Here is a 15,228-nt window from a genome sequence, read left to right as displayed (position 1 = left end):
GTCCAAAGGAATAGAACCAATGAATGCGCTAAATACAGCTTTACAACAAACTCAAAATTCAGAAATTCAGAAATCTACACAGTCAAAAGAAACGCTTTTGAGCTTGCCACATCAACTGAAACAACAATTACCTTTATCAGTTCATGCAGCAGAACAAATTGCTGCACATCGTGCAACGATTCAAAATATTTTGACGGGCCAAGACCCGCGTCTAATGATTATTACCGGTCCATGTTCAATACATGATCCAATTGCTGCTTTGGAATATGCCGAAAAATTAAAACAATTACAGACACAAGTTTCAGATCAAATTTTTCTTGTGATGCGCGCATATATTGAGAAACCACGTACTACAGTGGGCTGGAAAGGCTATATGTATGACCCAAGTTTAGATGGATCATCTAATATGCAGTTGGGCTTAGAAAAATCGCGTGAGCTATACTTACAAATTATTGAAATGGGTTTGCCGATCGCCTCTGAAATTTTAAGCCCAATGGCGACGGGTTATTTTGATGACCTTTTGGCTTGGGGTGCAATCGGTGCGCGTACCAGCGAATCACAAATTCATCGTGAAATCTCGAGTCATATGCCATACAGTATTGGTTTCAAAAACGGAACAGATGGCTCAATCCAAATTGCTCTAGATGCCATTCAATCTGCTTCGCATCCACACCAGTTTTTAGGTATGAGCCAAACTGGCTTACCGTGTATTTTAGAATCTGTTGGCAATCCGCAAGCACATTTAATTTTACGTGGCTCCAATACAGGTCCAAATTATAGTTTGGCTGAAATAGACAAAATTCGTAGTAAAGTAAAAGGCGATTTACCGGCTTTAGTGATCGATTGTAGTCATGGCAATAGCCATAAAGACCCAATGAAGCAACCTGAAGTATTACGTACAATTGTAGCAGAGCGTGAGCATACCCAAGTGCGTGGAGTGATGTTGGAAAGTCATTTGGTGGACGGAAATCAAAAAATTAGTTGTGACATGACTTATGGTCAGTCTGTAACAGATGGATGCTTAGGTTGGGACAAAACCATTGATTTGATTCAACAGGTTGCGAATGAACTTCGTGCATCACAAATCAAACGTAGTGCTTAACAATCCAGAGCATATTCAGTCTGAATTGATTTAGCCCAAAGCCTTAGAATATTGATTGTTCTAAGGCTTTTATTTTGAAATTTACTTTATTGTAAACTGTGACGTAAAAATTGAAATATGGCCTATATTTTAAAATATATACTGATAATTCAGTATTTTATGTTTGAGTGAGTCAGAATTTTTATGCACAATAATATCTAAGCCCAATACAGCGCCTGAAATAATGACAATCTGTGCTTGGGTGTTTGAAATTTTATATTGGGGAAGTTGATGTACACTGCTGAATTGCTGGAAGAAGCACGCCGTTTTATGTTCCACATGTTAACCAAAGTGGTTGAATATGGTGGTTCTGATTTATTTATTACGGCAGATTTTCCACCAAGTATTAAACATCAAGGCATGATGAAACCCTTTGGGCAGCAAGAGCTTGATGCTGAGAAAACCAAGCTTTTCGCCTATAGTTTGATGAATGAGAAGCAGCGCAAAGAATTTGAGAAAGAATTAGAATGTAACTTTGCGATTAGTGTGCCAAACGTTTCGCGTTTTCGTGTCAATGTTTTTCAGCAACAGTTACATGTGGGTATGGTTATTCGTACCATTACCGCAGAAATTCCAAATTTTGAAAAGCTTAAATTACCAGCATCGCTTAAGCACGTGATTATGGAAAAACGTGGTTTGGTTTTAGTGGTTGGCGGTACGGGTTCAGGAAAATCAACCTCTTTAGCAGCGCTGATTGATTATCGAAATGAAAATAGTGCAGGCCATATCATCACTGTTGAAGACCCAGTGGAATATGTGCATAAACATAAAAAATCTATGATTACGCATCGTGAAGTTGGTGTAGATAGTCATTCGTGGCATAACGCTTTGAAAAATACACTACGACAAGCGCCAGATGTGATTTTAATCGGTGAAATTCGTGACACCGAGACTATGGAACATGCGATTGCCTTTGCTGAAACAGGGCATTTATGTTTAGGTACGCTACATTCAAATAATGCCAATCAAACCCTAGATCGAATCATTAACTTCTTCCCAGAAGAGCGAAGAAATCAATTGCTTATGGATTTATCGAGCAATATGAAAGCGATTGTTTCGCAGCGTTTAATCCGGACTGAAGATGGTAAAGGACGCCGTGCAGCCGTTGAAATCATGTTAAACACGCCGCTTATTTCAGATTTGATTTTGAAAGGTGAGTTTCATGAATTAAAAGCGATCATGGCAAAATCTCGTGAACTTGGGATGCAAACTTTCGACCAAGCTTTATTTGATTTATATAATGACGGCGCAATTTCTTATGAAGAGGCCTTAAGAAATGCTGATTCAACCAATGAACTACGTTTGCAAATTAAACTAAAAAGTTCACGTGCAAATGGTACTTCAGCGGCTGCGCAATCGTTTAGTATGGTTGAAGAAAAGAAAGAAGAACCTGAAAGCACCGAAGCTTCGGAAGAAATATAAGCTGCATATTCATGCAAATGGTATATAAGCCAATTTAGCTATCAAATTGAAATAAAAAAATCAGCCTGAGGGCTGATTTTTTAGATATTAGAAATATTTACAGACCAGCTTCGTATTGTTCGCTGGTCAATAAAGCATCTACATCAGCCATATTGTCTGGTTTAATTTTATAAATCCAACCTTTGCTATAAGGTGCATCGTTTACAAAATCAGGATCATCTTCAAGGTCTGGATTGACTTCAACAACCACACCAGAAATCGGTGCATGAATATCAGAAGCGGTTTTTACCGACTCGACCACACCCGCTTGTTCACCAGCAGTGATATGTTGACCCACATCTGGTGCTTCAACATAAACTAAATCACCCAATGCGTCTTGTGCATGATCAGAAATGCCTGTAACAACAAGGTCACCTTCAATTCGCACCCATTCATGTGTACTTGCGTACTTTAAATCTGAAGGATGATTCATTGATAACTCCTTAAATCCATTAAATTCATTTTTGGCATGAGTTATACATGCTTTTTAGGTAAAACAAAAGACTTATAAGTACGGATCTTTACGCCAATTGCTTGGGCTACGACCACTCCAACGCTTAAAAGCACGGCTAAAATTGGCGACATCGCTATAGCCCAATTCATCAGCAATTTGCTCTAAGGTAAAATCAGTCCGTGATAGAAGCGAAGTAGCATGACGGTAGCGAACTTCGTCAACCAATGTTGAAAATGAAGTCCCTTCGGCAGCAAGTTGGCGTTTAAGGGTTCGATCGGACATGTGTAGCCGTTCAGCAACACTTTCAATACTTAAATAGTGCTGCTCAGAGTTGGTTAAAATGTCACGAACGCGCATGGCAATACGGTGGCGTTCGCCCAAAGCAGAAAGTTCAGCTTCACATTGATTAATCGCGATTTGACTGGCAATCGGGTCTGCATGGACCAATTTATTGGTTAAATATTGCTTATCAAAACTAAGTAAGAGATGTGGCTGATCAAATCTAAATTGGTGTCGTGGATATTTGGCAATAAACCGCTCAAAACCTTCAGGTTGAGGGAAATCAAAATCAATTTCTCCTGCAGAATAATCCACACCAGTAATTGCTTTGCCCATGCTGATCATGCCAAAAATTAAGGCAATAGAAATCTCAGTACGTAAAGGCTCAATCGTAACGTCGGTTTGTAGTTGAACAGTAGCTTTGGTTCCAAAAGTTGAGAAAAAAAGCTGTAAAAAGGGCATGCGTAACTGAATAAAACGGTTTGCCAAGACTAAGGCATCAGTTATGTCCTTCGCCGTCATGATGGCATAGCCAATAAAACCATGAATTGAGATGCGCATTTGGTTGCCCAAATGAAAACCTAGAGTTGGCTCACCAGTTAATCGTAGTGCGTGCTCTACCAATTGATTGGCGATGGGTGTTGGAATACGGAAATCTGGTTCAGCCAATTGTTCGCTGTTTAATCCGAATGGACTAAATAATGTTTCTGCAGTGTAGCCCCATCGAGAGACCACATCTAAAAGGAGCAATCCATACACTCCGGGAATACCCTGATCCTGACGGGAATTAATTGTTTTCATAGCGTTCCGTTGCAATGCGGGTTTTTCTTCTGTTCAAGGTTATATTGGCATGATTCCGTGTTGTATCCCACAAAAATTGTTGGACAAACTGACTAGGCTCAACTATTTATAGCGGCCTACCTTAGCGTTGTAAAGTAGGCCGTTAAGGATTAATTCGGTTTAAAATCTTTGGAAAAGACCACAATTTTGGTCGTAGACATATAAAGAACGTCATTGTGCTGATTGAGCGCTTGCGTAACATAGGTCACAATGCCGCGGTCTGTCTTACTTTTCGACGGAGTAATTGCAGATATTTCAACTTCTACACGAATTTTATCCCCCGGACGTGTTGGGCATGGCCAACGCAGACTTGACTCAGAGCCAATTAAGCCATAAGCCACAGGGAAACATTCAGTCCATAAGCGCATCGTTACAGCAGCGGTATGCCAACCACTTGCCGCTAATCCTTGAAAGATCGGGTGCTGTTGGGCTTTGACTTCATCTGTATGAAATTCCTGAGGATCATAAGCGTTGGCAAATTGCTTGATTTCTTCAACAGTCATTTCATATTCACGACTGCTAAAGTGATCACCAACTTTAAGGTCTTCCAGATACAGCATTTTCATCTTCCTTTGATTCTACTTTATGTTGTTCTATTAAAAATCCACCGGTTTGACGCTGCCACAAGTGTGCATAAATACCATTCAAAGCAACAAGCTCTTCGTGGGTGCCTTGCTCAGCAATACGTCCTTGATCCAAGACAATCAAGCGATCCATTTGCGCAATGGTTGAAAGTCGATGCGCAATGGCAATCACAGTTTTGCCTTGCATCAAATCATCTAAACTCGATTGAATCGCGGCTTCGACTTCTGAATCGAGCGCACTTGTGGCTTCATCTAAAATTAAAATCGGTGCGTCTTTTAAAAATACCCGAGCAATCGCAATACGTTGACGCTGACCACCTGATAATTTTACGCCACGTTCACCGACAAATGCGTCATAACCACGTTGACCACGTAAGTCGATCAATTGAGGAATGAATTCATCAGCTTTCGCTTTACGCACTGCATCATACATTTCTTCATCTGTTGCATTCGGGCGACCATATTTAATATTTTCTTCGACCGTACGATGCAATAACGAGGTGTCTTGAGTCACCAAAGCAATATTTTTTCTTAAGCTATCTTGGGTAATATCTTCTATATTTTGGCCATCAATCGAAATACGACCATGGTTGATACCATAAAAGTGGAGTAAAAGTTGAATTAGTGTTGATTTTCCGGCACCCGAACGCCCGACAATACCAATTTTTTCACCTGGTCGAATAGTTAAATTAAATTGATCGATGACATTTTTATCATTATAAGCAAAACTGACGTCCTCAAATTTAATTTCGCCTTGCGGTACTTTTAAGTCGGTTGCATCAGCTTTGTCTTGAATCTGAATTGGGCGACCCATGGTTTTCATCCCATCTTGAATGGTCCCGACATTTTCAAATAGGGCAGACGTTTGCCACATCATAAACTCGGAAATACTACTGAGTTTTAAAATCATAGCGGTCGCTGCTGCAATGACCCCAAGCTCAGCTTGACCATCCATCCAAAGCCAAACGGCTGTTCCAAGTACGCCACCATATAAAACAATGATCAGCAAATTCGTCGCGATGTTGTATTTTGCTGCAAGACGCATTTGCTTATACACCGTCACCATAAATTCTTTCATTGAGGCTTTGGCATATTGGCTTTCGCGGCCCGCATGGGCAAACAATTTCACCGTTTGAATATTAGTGTAAGCATCGGTGACACGACCAGTCATTACTGCGCGTGCATTGGCTTGTTCATTTGAAATTTTGCTCAATTTTGGGATGAAATAGCATGCAGAACCAATAAATAAAGCCAGCCAAAGTAATAACGGAACAATCAACAGTGGCGATATAGCACCTAAAATCACGGTGATCGAAATCAGGTAAATGAAGACATAGGCCAACATATCCCCAAGAATAATCCAAAACTCACGTACAGCCAGTGAAGTTTGCATGACTTTGGCAGATAAACGACCAGCAAAGTCGTTGTGGAAGAAATCTAAACTTTGTTTCAGTAATAAGTTATGAAATCTCCAACGTAGACGCATTGGAAAGGTGCTATATAAAATCTGATGTTTAATAATGGTTTGAAGGCAAGAAAAGAAGATATTTGCCAATAAAATAAAGCTTAAAATGGTCAGATTGGTCTGGTGCTGCTGTAAAAAGGTTTCAGGTTGAGACTTACTGATCCAATTGACTAATTCACCAATTTTGGCATAAAGCAGGGCTTCAAAACTCGCTACACCAGCTGTACAGAGTACCAATATCAATAGGTATTTTTTTACACCCGTTGCAGCTTGCCATACAAAGGGGAAAAATTTTGTCGGCAATGGTTTATTCAAGTCCTGTTCAGGATAAGCGTCAACTAAATTTTCAAACCATTTAAGCATGCAGATAACCTGAGAATTTTACTGTAATTAATCTTTCTTTCTTCAGCTCTGAGTGTAATGGATTCGCTAGTTTTTCTCCATTTTGATTTGTTTATTTACTTAAAAACTTGGCTGCAAAAATTCATAAAATTAAAATGCACAACCCGATTACGACCTTGGCGTTTTGCTTCATATAAAGCAATATCTGCTTGTTTAATTAACTGATCAAGTTTGGCGTGGTCAGGGTCAATTTTGGAAACTCCAATGGAGATCGAAAATTTCACCAATTGACCATCCATGTGAAACTGATGTTGTTCCATTTTATGTCTTAACCGTTCAGCAATTTTTAATGCATCTTCTGGGACAGTAAAAGGTAAAAGTACAATAAATTCTTCACCTCCAAAACGTGCCAACATATCGTAAAACCGCATTTCTTTACGTGCAATTTCAGCAATTTGGCATAGCACTTGATCGCCGACATCATGTCCGTATTGATCATTAATCGCTTTAAAATGATCGACATCAAAAATCAAAAGACTGGTGCAGACCGTCATCGGGGTTTCTTGGATTTTTTTATTGGCGGCATGTACAAATTGGCGACGATTACTTAACTGGGTTAATTCATCCGTATGGGCAATTTTGCGAAGGGTATGAAAGTTCCAGTCATCTAGCAGCGCTCTTAAAAACGTTTTACGAGAGTTCAGCGTTGAGTTCCAGCAGATATACATACTGAATAGCAGCACAGGAATATACACCAATAAAAAAATCGTAAAATCACCAAAATCATTAGTGCGCCATGCGCCAAAAAGTATCGCTGCCGAGATCATGGCAGAGGTCATGATCGAAGGGCGAAAATGCACATGAATACTTAAATTACCCAATACAATCAAAATAATGGCGGCATATTGATAGCTATGCACCAGTTCATTTTGCGACTGAAGTAATATCTCAAACCAGAGAATCGCTGAAAGGCAAGTGGCGAGTGGCAAAATCAAATCGAGCAATTTAATCTGTTTGATATATTTAAACAGAACATAATTCAGACCAAATGCAGCAATAATGGCAATAATACGAATCACACCTGAAAGCATTTCTACGTCTGGCAGCACATAGCGATCTGCCCAAAAATAGATTAAAAATGCCAATTGAGCGAAATAGTTGACCTGCTTTAAATAGTCTTTCTGGTTGTAGTACAAAAATTTGTAATAAGCATTTTTAAACTGTGCCGGAATACGTGCAATCGGGTCGGATAAAGCACGCTCAATACGGACACGATTCTCTAAATCACATGCTTCTGCCTGTATGAGCGTATGTTTGGCAGAAGTGCGATTAATCGATTCTATGAGTAATTGTGATTCGTTTTTAACTGATTTCTGAGAAGGTTTCTTGGGGCCTTCCATGACCAAGCTCCTATTTTAGAAGCGTTTTTATGCAACTGTTAACAAATAGTATCTAAAATTGTCTACATTTGTATAGTATTTGTTTGGGTTTTTTTAATTACTGATGTTACGCAGTAACACCAGAAGCGTAATTTGATTTAAATAAAAGTATGATACGCGGTAACGTCATCCGCAAGTGTTTGAGACAGCACTTCTTCTAATCAAAAATGTTTTTGCGATACTTTGAATAATTTGACGCTAGTGAACGAGTTTTGCGGATGACAATGGTTTTGGGTGCTTTTGCCAAAACAAAAGTACCTCCAGCCGAAGGCTAATCCCTTTATTCACCCCCTAGATGTAAGACTCCGTCGAATAGAATTAAAAATCATTTTTAAAATGTGAAATTACTGTTATGTGCGTAACATCAGTTAATTATTTTTAGTTGTTTCAGATGCATTATATTTTTAGGAAATTATACGATCAGCGCATTTATCTAGCCTGCTCTAAATCCTTGCATTGCGCGATAAAAAAGCACTAGCAGATGTCGAATAGCTTTTAAAGAAAACGCCCCCAATATATATTCAATCGACATTGTGAATTCTTTAACCTAAAGAATTTCTTCTTCAAATATACATGGGGAGATGCGCAATTAAGTCTTAGCTTTTATCGACATTTGGTTGAACGAGGGCTTTAAAATCGGCACTAGAAGGGGCTTGATAGATTTTAAGTCCAAACTCAGGTGTGATTGCGATCAGATGGTCAAAGATATCCGATTGAATCGCTTCATAATCTTTCCATGCAATAGTTTTACTAAAAGCATAAATCTCTAAAGGAATGCCTTCACTCGTGGGTTGTAACTGACGCACCAAAATCGTTTGGTGTTGGGCAATGCCTGAATGCTGTTGTAAATAAAATTCTACATAGGCACGAAAGGTCCCAAGATTGGTTAAACGGCGCTGATTATATTGCGACTGATTGGAAAGTTGCTGATTAAACTGAGCAAGCTCTTCATGCTTATGATCAAGATATTGATCTAATAATAAAAATTCTTTGAGTTTATTTTGCTCATCCTGAGTCATGAAATGAATAGAGCTTTGATCGATATAAAGTGAGCGTTTGATGCGGCGTACACCGGACTGTGCCATACCACGCCAGTTTTTAAAGGTGTCTGTCACCAGTTTATTGGTTGGAATCGTGGTAAAGGTCTTATCAAAGTTCTGTACAGTAATGGTATGTAATGACATATCAATGACATCGCCATCCGCATTGAGCGAGGGCATTTCAATCCAGTCACCAATTCGCACCATATCATAAGAAGAAATTTGTACCGAAGCGACCAGTGACAAAATGGTATTTTGGAAGACCAACATCAGTACAGCCGCCATAGCACCGAAGCCTGCGAGTAATGTAAATACATCTTTTTTCAGAAAAGTACCTAAGATCATTAGGCCACAAACCAAAAAGATGATCAATTTGACCAACTGCAAATAGCCTTTAATTGGTTTGTTTCTAGATTTTGGATTACGTTGATAAATCAGATTAAAAATATTTAGTAATTCAGAAATGGCTAAAGCAATGGTCAGGAAGATAAAGGCCTGACAAGCCATTTGAACGATTGAGATAAACTTCACAGATAAATGTGGGACTGTGGTTATGCCATTTAAGATTACAATTGCTGGAACAATGTTGGCAAAGCGTTTAATCACACTATGTTCTGACAAAATTTGACTGTGGCTAAATGCCATTTTAGACACGAGCTTACGAATACCACGTACCACAATTTGCTTGGCGATAAAATTTGCGATAATGGCAAAAATAATAATAAGACTGAGCGAAGTCAGCATTTCTAGCCAAGGGTATTGATCTGACCAGTCTTGAATATTTTTAATGAACTGAAATTTTTCCAAAATCATTCTACTCTTATTGATGTAAATGAAAGGGTTAATGATCAAACTATTGTAATTGTGGTGATTATATAAGCAATTTTATACTCGTAAAATTTACGGAGTTACGACATGTATAGTCCATAATGTTACTTATTGGGTGCTAAGGAATGATTTTTTGAAGGTATAACCGATATTTATGGACTGAAAAAGATTAATGTTGATAAAAAAAAGCCCCCGAATCGGGAGCTTCATTAGCGATATGAAATGCTTACCACATTAAATCATCAGGAATTACATAAGCTGCATATGGATCTTCTTCATCCGTGGTTTGTTCATTCACTTCAGAATTATTCACAATAATAAAGCCTTCCATTTTCGCATTAATACGGTCGGCTAATTCTTTTGGTAAAAAAGCATAGTTGCTATTTTCACGTGCAATAACAAGACTACCCGCAACAAGGGCATTATAAATTTGCTGATTGATATAAAGCTTTTTGATCTTGGCATCATCGATAAATTGATAGGTCGATTCGCCATCGGTATCACGAATTTTATGCTGATTAATCATTTGCATGATGGCAGCTTTTAATTCTTTTTCTTGCAAAACTGCTTTACGATCTTGCTCTAAAGCATGATCTTTGGCCATTTTCTGCTGCTGATCTTGCTCAATTTTCGCCTTGATTTCAGCATCTTTACTTTCACCAGTACGTTTTTCATGTACGGCTTGTTTAGACAATTTTTTTGCCTTTTTATTATCGACCAGACCTGCTTTAAGCAGTTGCGCCTGTAATGCATTTTTAACCATAGTACGTTCCAACTAATCGTGTATATGTCGATAATGAAAATAGATGATCCAATATACCGCGCTCATGATTAAACTGAGTGCGGCAGGAATCAAGAATGCGTTTAATTTTAAATAAGGATAAAGCCAACTGGCAAGTATGCCACCGACGATAAATCCCGCCAAAATTAATAAATGTAAGACCACACGTTTCGACTCAACCGGAAGTCCACGGGCTTTATAACCCAAAGCCAAACCTAAGTCCGTCAAAACACCAGAAAGGTGTGTGGTACGAATAATGGTACCTTTATAGTGGCTAACCATTGCATTTTGTACACCCATAGCCACACATGCCCAAAGCAAAGCGTAACGTGGAAAATAGGGCAATAGTAGCCAACATAGGACAATAAAAAAAGCCACTAAGCTTAATGGGACGCCATAACGTCGCGTTAAGCTAAAGTGACTATTTCCTAGAATTAGCCCACTATAAAATGAGCCAATCACATAACAGAGCAACACTAAAATCAAATAAATAATTGTAGCCGGCTGCCCTGCAATTAAAGCCATGGCTAACATACTGACATTACCCGTCATGTGAGATACCGACTGGTGCAAGATCGTCACCAGGCCGAGTACATTAATCATTCCTGCATTCACTGCGAGAAAAAAAGCACCCAGTTGTATCCAAAGCGGTAAAGTCTGAAAAGGCATGGCCTCGCCTTAAAAAGTATCCAATATCAGGATATTATCTTAAACCACGGTCTACTGCAGCTGTAAATAATACGTCAGTCGAAGAGTTTAAAGCGGTTTCAGTTGAATCTTGAAGTACACTAATGACCATACCAATGGCAACAACTTGCATCGCGATATCGCTTGAAATACCAAACAGGCCACAAGCCACTGGAATAAGTAGCAATGAACCACCAGCAACACCTGAAGCACCACATGCAGAAACGGTAGCAACGACTGATAAAATCAACATGGTGCTGAAATCAACAGAAATGCCCAAAGTATGAACTGCTGCTAGAGTGAGGACTGTAATTGTGACTGATGCACCTGCCATATTGACAGTTGCACCTAAAGGAATTGCTACACTTGCAGTTGATTCGGGGACACCAAGACGCTTTGCAAGGTCAAGGTTTACAGGAATGTTTGCAGCTGAACTACGTGTAAAGAATGCAGTGATACCACTTTCGCGTAGGCATTGGAAAACCAATGGGAACGGGTTTGAGCGAGTCATAAATGCCACCATTAGTGGGTTAATGACCAAAGCTACAAAAAACATGGTACCGAGTAATACAGCAAGTAAGTGCGCATAACTAACAAGCGTTTTTAGACCTGAGTCGGCAAATGTAACAGCAACCAAACCGAAGATACCGACAGGTGCAAAGTTAATCACTAAACGGATTACTTTATTCACTGCATCAGCAGCGTCAGATAAAAAGACTTTGGTGTTCTCTGATGCATGACGAAATGCAATACCTAAGGCAACAGCCCAAGCCAAAATACCAATGAAATTTGCTTCAGAAATTGCTGTAACAGGGTTTGCGACAAAACTTAATAATAAGTTTTTCAATATTTCAGCAAGACTGCCTGGCGGCACAAGGTTTTCTGCAGCAACATCAAGAATTAATGTACTAGGGAATAAAAGGCTTGCTACTACTGAACTTAAAGCAGCAAGGAACATACCAATAGCGTACATCAACATAATCGGTTTAATGTAAGAATTACTGCTACCCACTTTGAAATTTGCAATGGATGACAGTACAAGTACAAAGACCAGTATCGGTGCTACGGATTTCAATGCCTTAATGAATAAATCACCAAGCAAACTTAAATAGGGTGCAACGCCCGGAGCCACAACAGCAACCAATACACCTAAAATAATGGCGATAATAATTCGGGTTACTAAACTCAAGCGTGTAAATGCTGAAAACATAGGAGAGCCTTGTCAGAATTACAATGACAAAATGATGAAAATTAGCCCTGTATTTTATACGAAAATGTGGAATGCTTAAAAAATAATTTAATTTAAAAATAAAACTTTGTTTTTTATAATCTATTTTTGTGTATTAAAATGTAAACCCTTCAAAACTCACTGTTTATCAAATTCGCATTGATTAAACAGTGAGCTAATAGGCCTTTAAATTTGGTACTCAGAACTGGCTGTCGCAAGCTCTGTAACGGCTTGATAGTGGGTGAGAAAAATTTGACCACTCAAATGCGTGAGTAGTTTTGAGTGCTGCAATTTGTCCATGACAGGGCCTTTGACCTCGGAAAAATGCAGTCGAATATCTAATTTTGATAATTCAGCATTTAAATCTTCCAACATTTCTAAGGCACTGAGGTCAATTGAACTGACGCTTGAGCAGTTGATAACAACATGCTCTAGATCAATATTTTCACTGACTTCATTGATCAGGAAACCTTTAAGCGTATTGGCATTTAAAAACGAGATATTTTCATCTATACGGAGCGAGAGAATATGTGGTGCGGTATAGACATGATGGCGCTGTACATTGCGGAAGTGCTGTGTGCCTTCGACTAAACCGATCACCGCAATATGTGGACGACTGATGCGCCATAACAACAGAATAAAGGTAGAAATGATGCCAATAATGAGACCTGTAGAAATATCGATACACACCACACCGAAAAAGGTCACCCACATCGCTATACCATCAGCTTTTGAATAACGCCATGTATCCACAAAAGGTTTAAAGTCGACTAATTTCCAAATGGAAACAATAATTGTGGCCGCCAAGATCACTAAGGGCAAGTCTTGGAAAAAACCAGTGAAGTAGAGACTGACAACGATAATCAGCAATGACGACAACACGCCAGCCATCGGGGTTTTTGCACCTGCATCTGCATTAACCACTGTACGAGATAAGCTACCTGTCACAGGAAAGGCAGAGCTAACCCCAGCGCTTAGATTGGCTAAACCTAAAGCGATCAACTCTTGGTTACTATTGAGTTGGCTTCGTTGTTGTAAGGCAGTAGCTTGGGCAATAGACAGTGACTCAACAAAACTGATCATGGCAATCATTGTTGCACCGGGCAGTAAGGTTTGTACCAGTTCCCAGTTCCAATGTGGAAAGCTTAAGGGTGGAAAACCTGAAGGAATTTCACCGACGGTTTTAATGCCGACATTTTGTAGGTCAAATAACATCACCGATGCAATCGAGATCACCACTAGTATCAATGGAAGTGCTTTACTTAAAAAGGCGGTAGAGCCGAATCGAGATTGGATCGATTGAGTGGCCAATATTTTTGGTACATAGATTAAAAACAGTATGGCCAGCACACCAAAGATGAGTGAAGCAAAGTGAGTTAAACTCAGGTATTCCCACAGACTTAAAACAAACTCAGGGATGTTGTTGGCTTTTAGCGGGACATCGACGAGAAACTTAAACTGACCCAGTGCAATGAGCAGTGCAGAAGCAATAATGAAGCTTTTAATGACAGGATGACTGATCAACTGAATTAAAAAACCGAAACGTAGTACACCTAGCAGCAGAGAAATCAGCCCGACCATTAAGGCCAAAAGTGTCGCTGCTTCAATATAAACAGGCGAACCGACTTCAAATAGCGGATTGAGCGTGGCGAAGGTCATCATCGAAATGATTGCCACAGGGCCTATCGATAAGGTTGAGCTTCCACCAATGAGTGCGTAGACAATCATCGGTAAAATACTGGCATATAAACCCATGATTGGAGGTAAACCTGCCAGCATAGAATAGGCCATACCTTGAGGGACTAACATGGCAATCACGATCAGCGAAGCAAGTACATCAGATTTAAATTTCACTGGGCTGTAGTGCTGTAACCACTGCCAAGCAGGAAATTTCTGTAAGAAATGAGGTTTTAAATCTGACATAAACTTATCTAAATCACAATTTCATATATATTATGCATAAAAAATGCTAAGAAGTCTTGTACAATAAATTTTGACCGTTCAATATCGCTGCTTATTTACGGGATATTTAAGAAGCCATCATTTTAAATGAATTAATGAAAAGTATGAGCTGATTTAAAGCTTTGGATATTCGATATAAATATAGATATTTTGAAGAAGTTTGGAGGGTAAATTGAGATATTGAATTGCTGCCCATTGCGATGATTCATCTATAGTGGTGCAAGAACAGCATGTCTGGCTTGAAATTTTAAAATAACTGAATGTTATTTATAAGATTGGTTGCAATACAATTGGTAAAGAGTATTGAGAACTTGAACTAAATTTGCATCTTTAATTGAATAATAAATTTGCTTACCATCACGACGCGTAGTCACAACATCACTTTTACGTAACATCATCAGTTGTTGTGAGAGGGTTGGCTGTTTAATATCAGTGATTTCTTCAATCTGAGACACATTCAATTCTTGCTGTGCTAGATGACATAAAATTAGTAGACGATCCGTATTTGCCAGCGACTTTAAAACGCCCACGACTAATTCGGCAGAATCACGCATAGTAGTGATTTCCAGATCGGTATTCATTGGATATGTCCATACGATTAACAACAGCTCAAGTATACGGATATCACGGCTTAATACATTGAATAAATAAGACAATTTCTATGGTTTTTTATGAAATCAAATATCATTAATTTTTA

13 protein-coding genes are annotated in these 15,228 nt (G+C 39.0%); 2 read left to right on the top strand and 11 right to left on the bottom strand.

Going from position 1 to position 15,228, the window contains the following annotated elements:
* The first annotated feature begins 19 nt into the window (after nucleotides 1-19).
* Nucleotides 20-1,102, top strand: a complete 1,083-nt coding sequence (locus FTU12_RS06395; RefSeq protein ID WP_180113990.1) for a 3-deoxy-7-phosphoheptulonate synthase — start codon at nucleotides 20-22, stop codon at nucleotides 1,100-1,102.
* Between the two features lie 270 nt (nucleotides 1,103-1,372).
* A complete protein-coding gene (locus tag FTU12_RS06390; RefSeq protein ID WP_111884361.1) occupies nucleotides 1,373-2,563 on the top strand; it encodes a PilT/PilU family type 4a pilus ATPase in 1,191 nt (396 codons plus the stop codon).
* A 97-nt stretch (nucleotides 2,564-2,660) separates the two neighbouring features.
* On the opposite strand, the gene gcvH is transcribed toward FTU12_RS06390, so the two are convergent.
* From gcvH to FTU12_RS06335, 11 genes are all read right to left on the bottom strand, one after another.
* Nucleotides 2,661-3,035, bottom strand: coding sequence for a glycine cleavage system protein GcvH (gcvH, locus tag FTU12_RS06385; protein WP_180008881.1), 375 nt, complete (start codon nucleotides 3,033-3,035; stop codon nucleotides 2,661-2,663).
* A 72-nt stretch (nucleotides 3,036-3,107) separates the two neighbouring features.
* Nucleotides 3,108-4,136: an AraC family transcriptional regulator gene (locus FTU12_RS06380; protein ID WP_078190954.1), complete on the bottom strand. Its 1,029-nt coding sequence runs from the start codon at nucleotides 4,134-4,136 to the stop codon at nucleotides 3,108-3,110.
* Nucleotides 4,137-4,285: 149 nt separating this feature from the next.
* A complete protein-coding gene (locus FTU12_RS06375; RefSeq protein WP_180054813.1) occupies nucleotides 4,286-4,735 on the bottom strand; it encodes a MaoC family dehydratase in 450 nt (149 codons plus the stop codon).
* Complete coding sequence (locus FTU12_RS06370) at nucleotides 4,713-6,587, bottom strand: ABC transporter ATP-binding protein (RefSeq protein ID WP_180113989.1); 1,875 nt, start codon at nucleotides 6,585-6,587, stop codon at nucleotides 4,713-4,715. Before FTU12_RS06370 ends, FTU12_RS06375 begins: the two co-directional genes overlap by 23 nt.
* A gap of 95 nt (nucleotides 6,588-6,682) precedes the next feature.
* Nucleotides 6,683-7,966, bottom strand: a complete 1,284-nt coding sequence (locus FTU12_RS06365) for a GGDEF domain-containing protein (RefSeq protein WP_180113988.1) — start codon at nucleotides 7,964-7,966, stop codon at nucleotides 6,683-6,685.
* Nucleotides 7,967-8,601: 635 nt separating this feature from the next.
* On the bottom strand, nucleotides 8,602-9,852 hold the full coding sequence (locus FTU12_RS06360; protein WP_168377530.1) for a mechanosensitive ion channel family protein: 1,251 nt from the start codon (nucleotides 9,850-9,852) through the stop codon (nucleotides 8,602-8,604).
* Nucleotides 9,853-10,099: 247 nt separating this feature from the next.
* Nucleotides 10,100-10,636: a DUF2058 domain-containing protein gene (locus FTU12_RS06355; RefSeq protein WP_168377529.1), complete on the bottom strand. Its 537-nt coding sequence runs from the start codon at nucleotides 10,634-10,636 to the stop codon at nucleotides 10,100-10,102.
* Nucleotides 10,637-10,648: 12 nt separating this feature from the next.
* Entirely contained in the window at nucleotides 10,649-11,323 is a 675-nt protein-coding gene (locus FTU12_RS06350) for a YoaK family protein (protein ID WP_180008875.1), read from the bottom strand.
* Nucleotides 11,324-11,357: 34 nt separating this feature from the next.
* Complete coding sequence (gene sstT / locus FTU12_RS06345) at nucleotides 11,358-12,551, bottom strand: serine/threonine transporter SstT (RefSeq protein WP_180054809.1); 1,194 nt, start codon at nucleotides 12,549-12,551, stop codon at nucleotides 11,358-11,360.
* Nucleotides 12,552-12,755: 204 nt separating this feature from the next.
* The gene (locus FTU12_RS06340; RefSeq protein ID WP_180113987.1) at nucleotides 12,756-14,492 is read right to left on the bottom strand and encodes a SulP family inorganic anion transporter; all 1,737 of its coding nucleotides are present in this window, start codon (nucleotides 14,490-14,492) and stop codon (nucleotides 12,756-12,758) included.
* Nucleotides 14,493-14,794: 302 nt separating this feature from the next.
* Nucleotides 14,795-15,112: a helix-turn-helix transcriptional regulator gene (locus FTU12_RS06335; RefSeq protein WP_078193801.1), complete on the bottom strand. Its 318-nt coding sequence runs from the start codon at nucleotides 15,110-15,112 to the stop codon at nucleotides 14,795-14,797.
* Nucleotides 15,113-15,228: the final 116 nt, after the last annotated feature.

The organism is Acinetobacter sp. YH12063, assembly GCF_013419715.1.
GTDB lineage: Bacteria > Pseudomonadota > Gammaproteobacteria > Pseudomonadales > Moraxellaceae > Acinetobacter > Acinetobacter amyesii.
Note: the sequence above shows the minus strand (reverse complement) of the source record. Positions and strands in the feature narration are given on the sequence as shown.

What these genes read in the sequence shown, in the direction of transcription:
- FTU12_RS06395 (WP_180113990.1), top strand. Translation starts at nt 20, where the DNA reads ATGAATGCGCTAAATACAGCTTTACAACAAACTCAAAATTCAGAAATT.
- FTU12_RS06390 (WP_111884361.1), top strand. Translation starts at nt 1,373, where the DNA reads ATGTACACTGCTGAATTGCTGGAAGAAGCACGCCGTTTTATGTTCCAC.
- gcvH (WP_180008881.1), bottom strand. Translation starts at nt 3,035, where the DNA reads ATGAATCATCCTTCAGATTTAAAGTACGCAAGTACACATGAATGGGTG.
- FTU12_RS06380 (WP_078190954.1), bottom strand. Translation starts at nt 4,136, where the DNA reads ATGAAAACAATTAATTCCCGTCAGGATCAGGGTATTCCCGGAGTGTAT.
- FTU12_RS06375 (WP_180054813.1), bottom strand. Translation starts at nt 4,735, where the DNA reads ATGCTGTATCTGGAAGACCTTAAAGTTGGTGATCACTTTAGCAGTCGT.
- FTU12_RS06370 (WP_180113989.1), bottom strand. Translation starts at nt 6,587, where the DNA reads ATGCTTAAATGGTTTGAAAATTTAGTTGACGCTTATCCTGAACAGGAC.
- FTU12_RS06365 (WP_180113988.1), bottom strand. Translation starts at nt 7,966, where the DNA reads ATGGAAGGCCCCAAGAAACCTTCTCAGAAATCAGTTAAAAACGAATCA.
- FTU12_RS06355 (WP_168377529.1), bottom strand. Translation starts at nt 10,636, where the DNA reads ATGGTTAAAAATGCATTACAGGCGCAACTGCTTAAAGCAGGTCTGGTC.
- FTU12_RS06350 (WP_180008875.1), bottom strand. Translation starts at nt 11,323, where the DNA reads ATGCCTTTTCAGACTTTACCGCTTTGGATACAACTGGGTGCTTTTTTT.
- sstT (WP_180054809.1), bottom strand. Translation starts at nt 12,551, where the DNA reads ATGTTTTCAGCATTTACACGCTTGAGTTTAGTAACCCGAATTATTATC.
- FTU12_RS06340 (WP_180113987.1), bottom strand. Translation starts at nt 14,492, where the DNA reads ATGTCAGATTTAAAACCTCATTTCTTACAGAAATTTCCTGCTTGGCAG.
- FTU12_RS06335 (WP_078193801.1), bottom strand. Translation starts at nt 15,112, where the DNA reads ATGAATACCGATCTGGAAATCACTACTATGCGTGATTCTGCCGAATTA.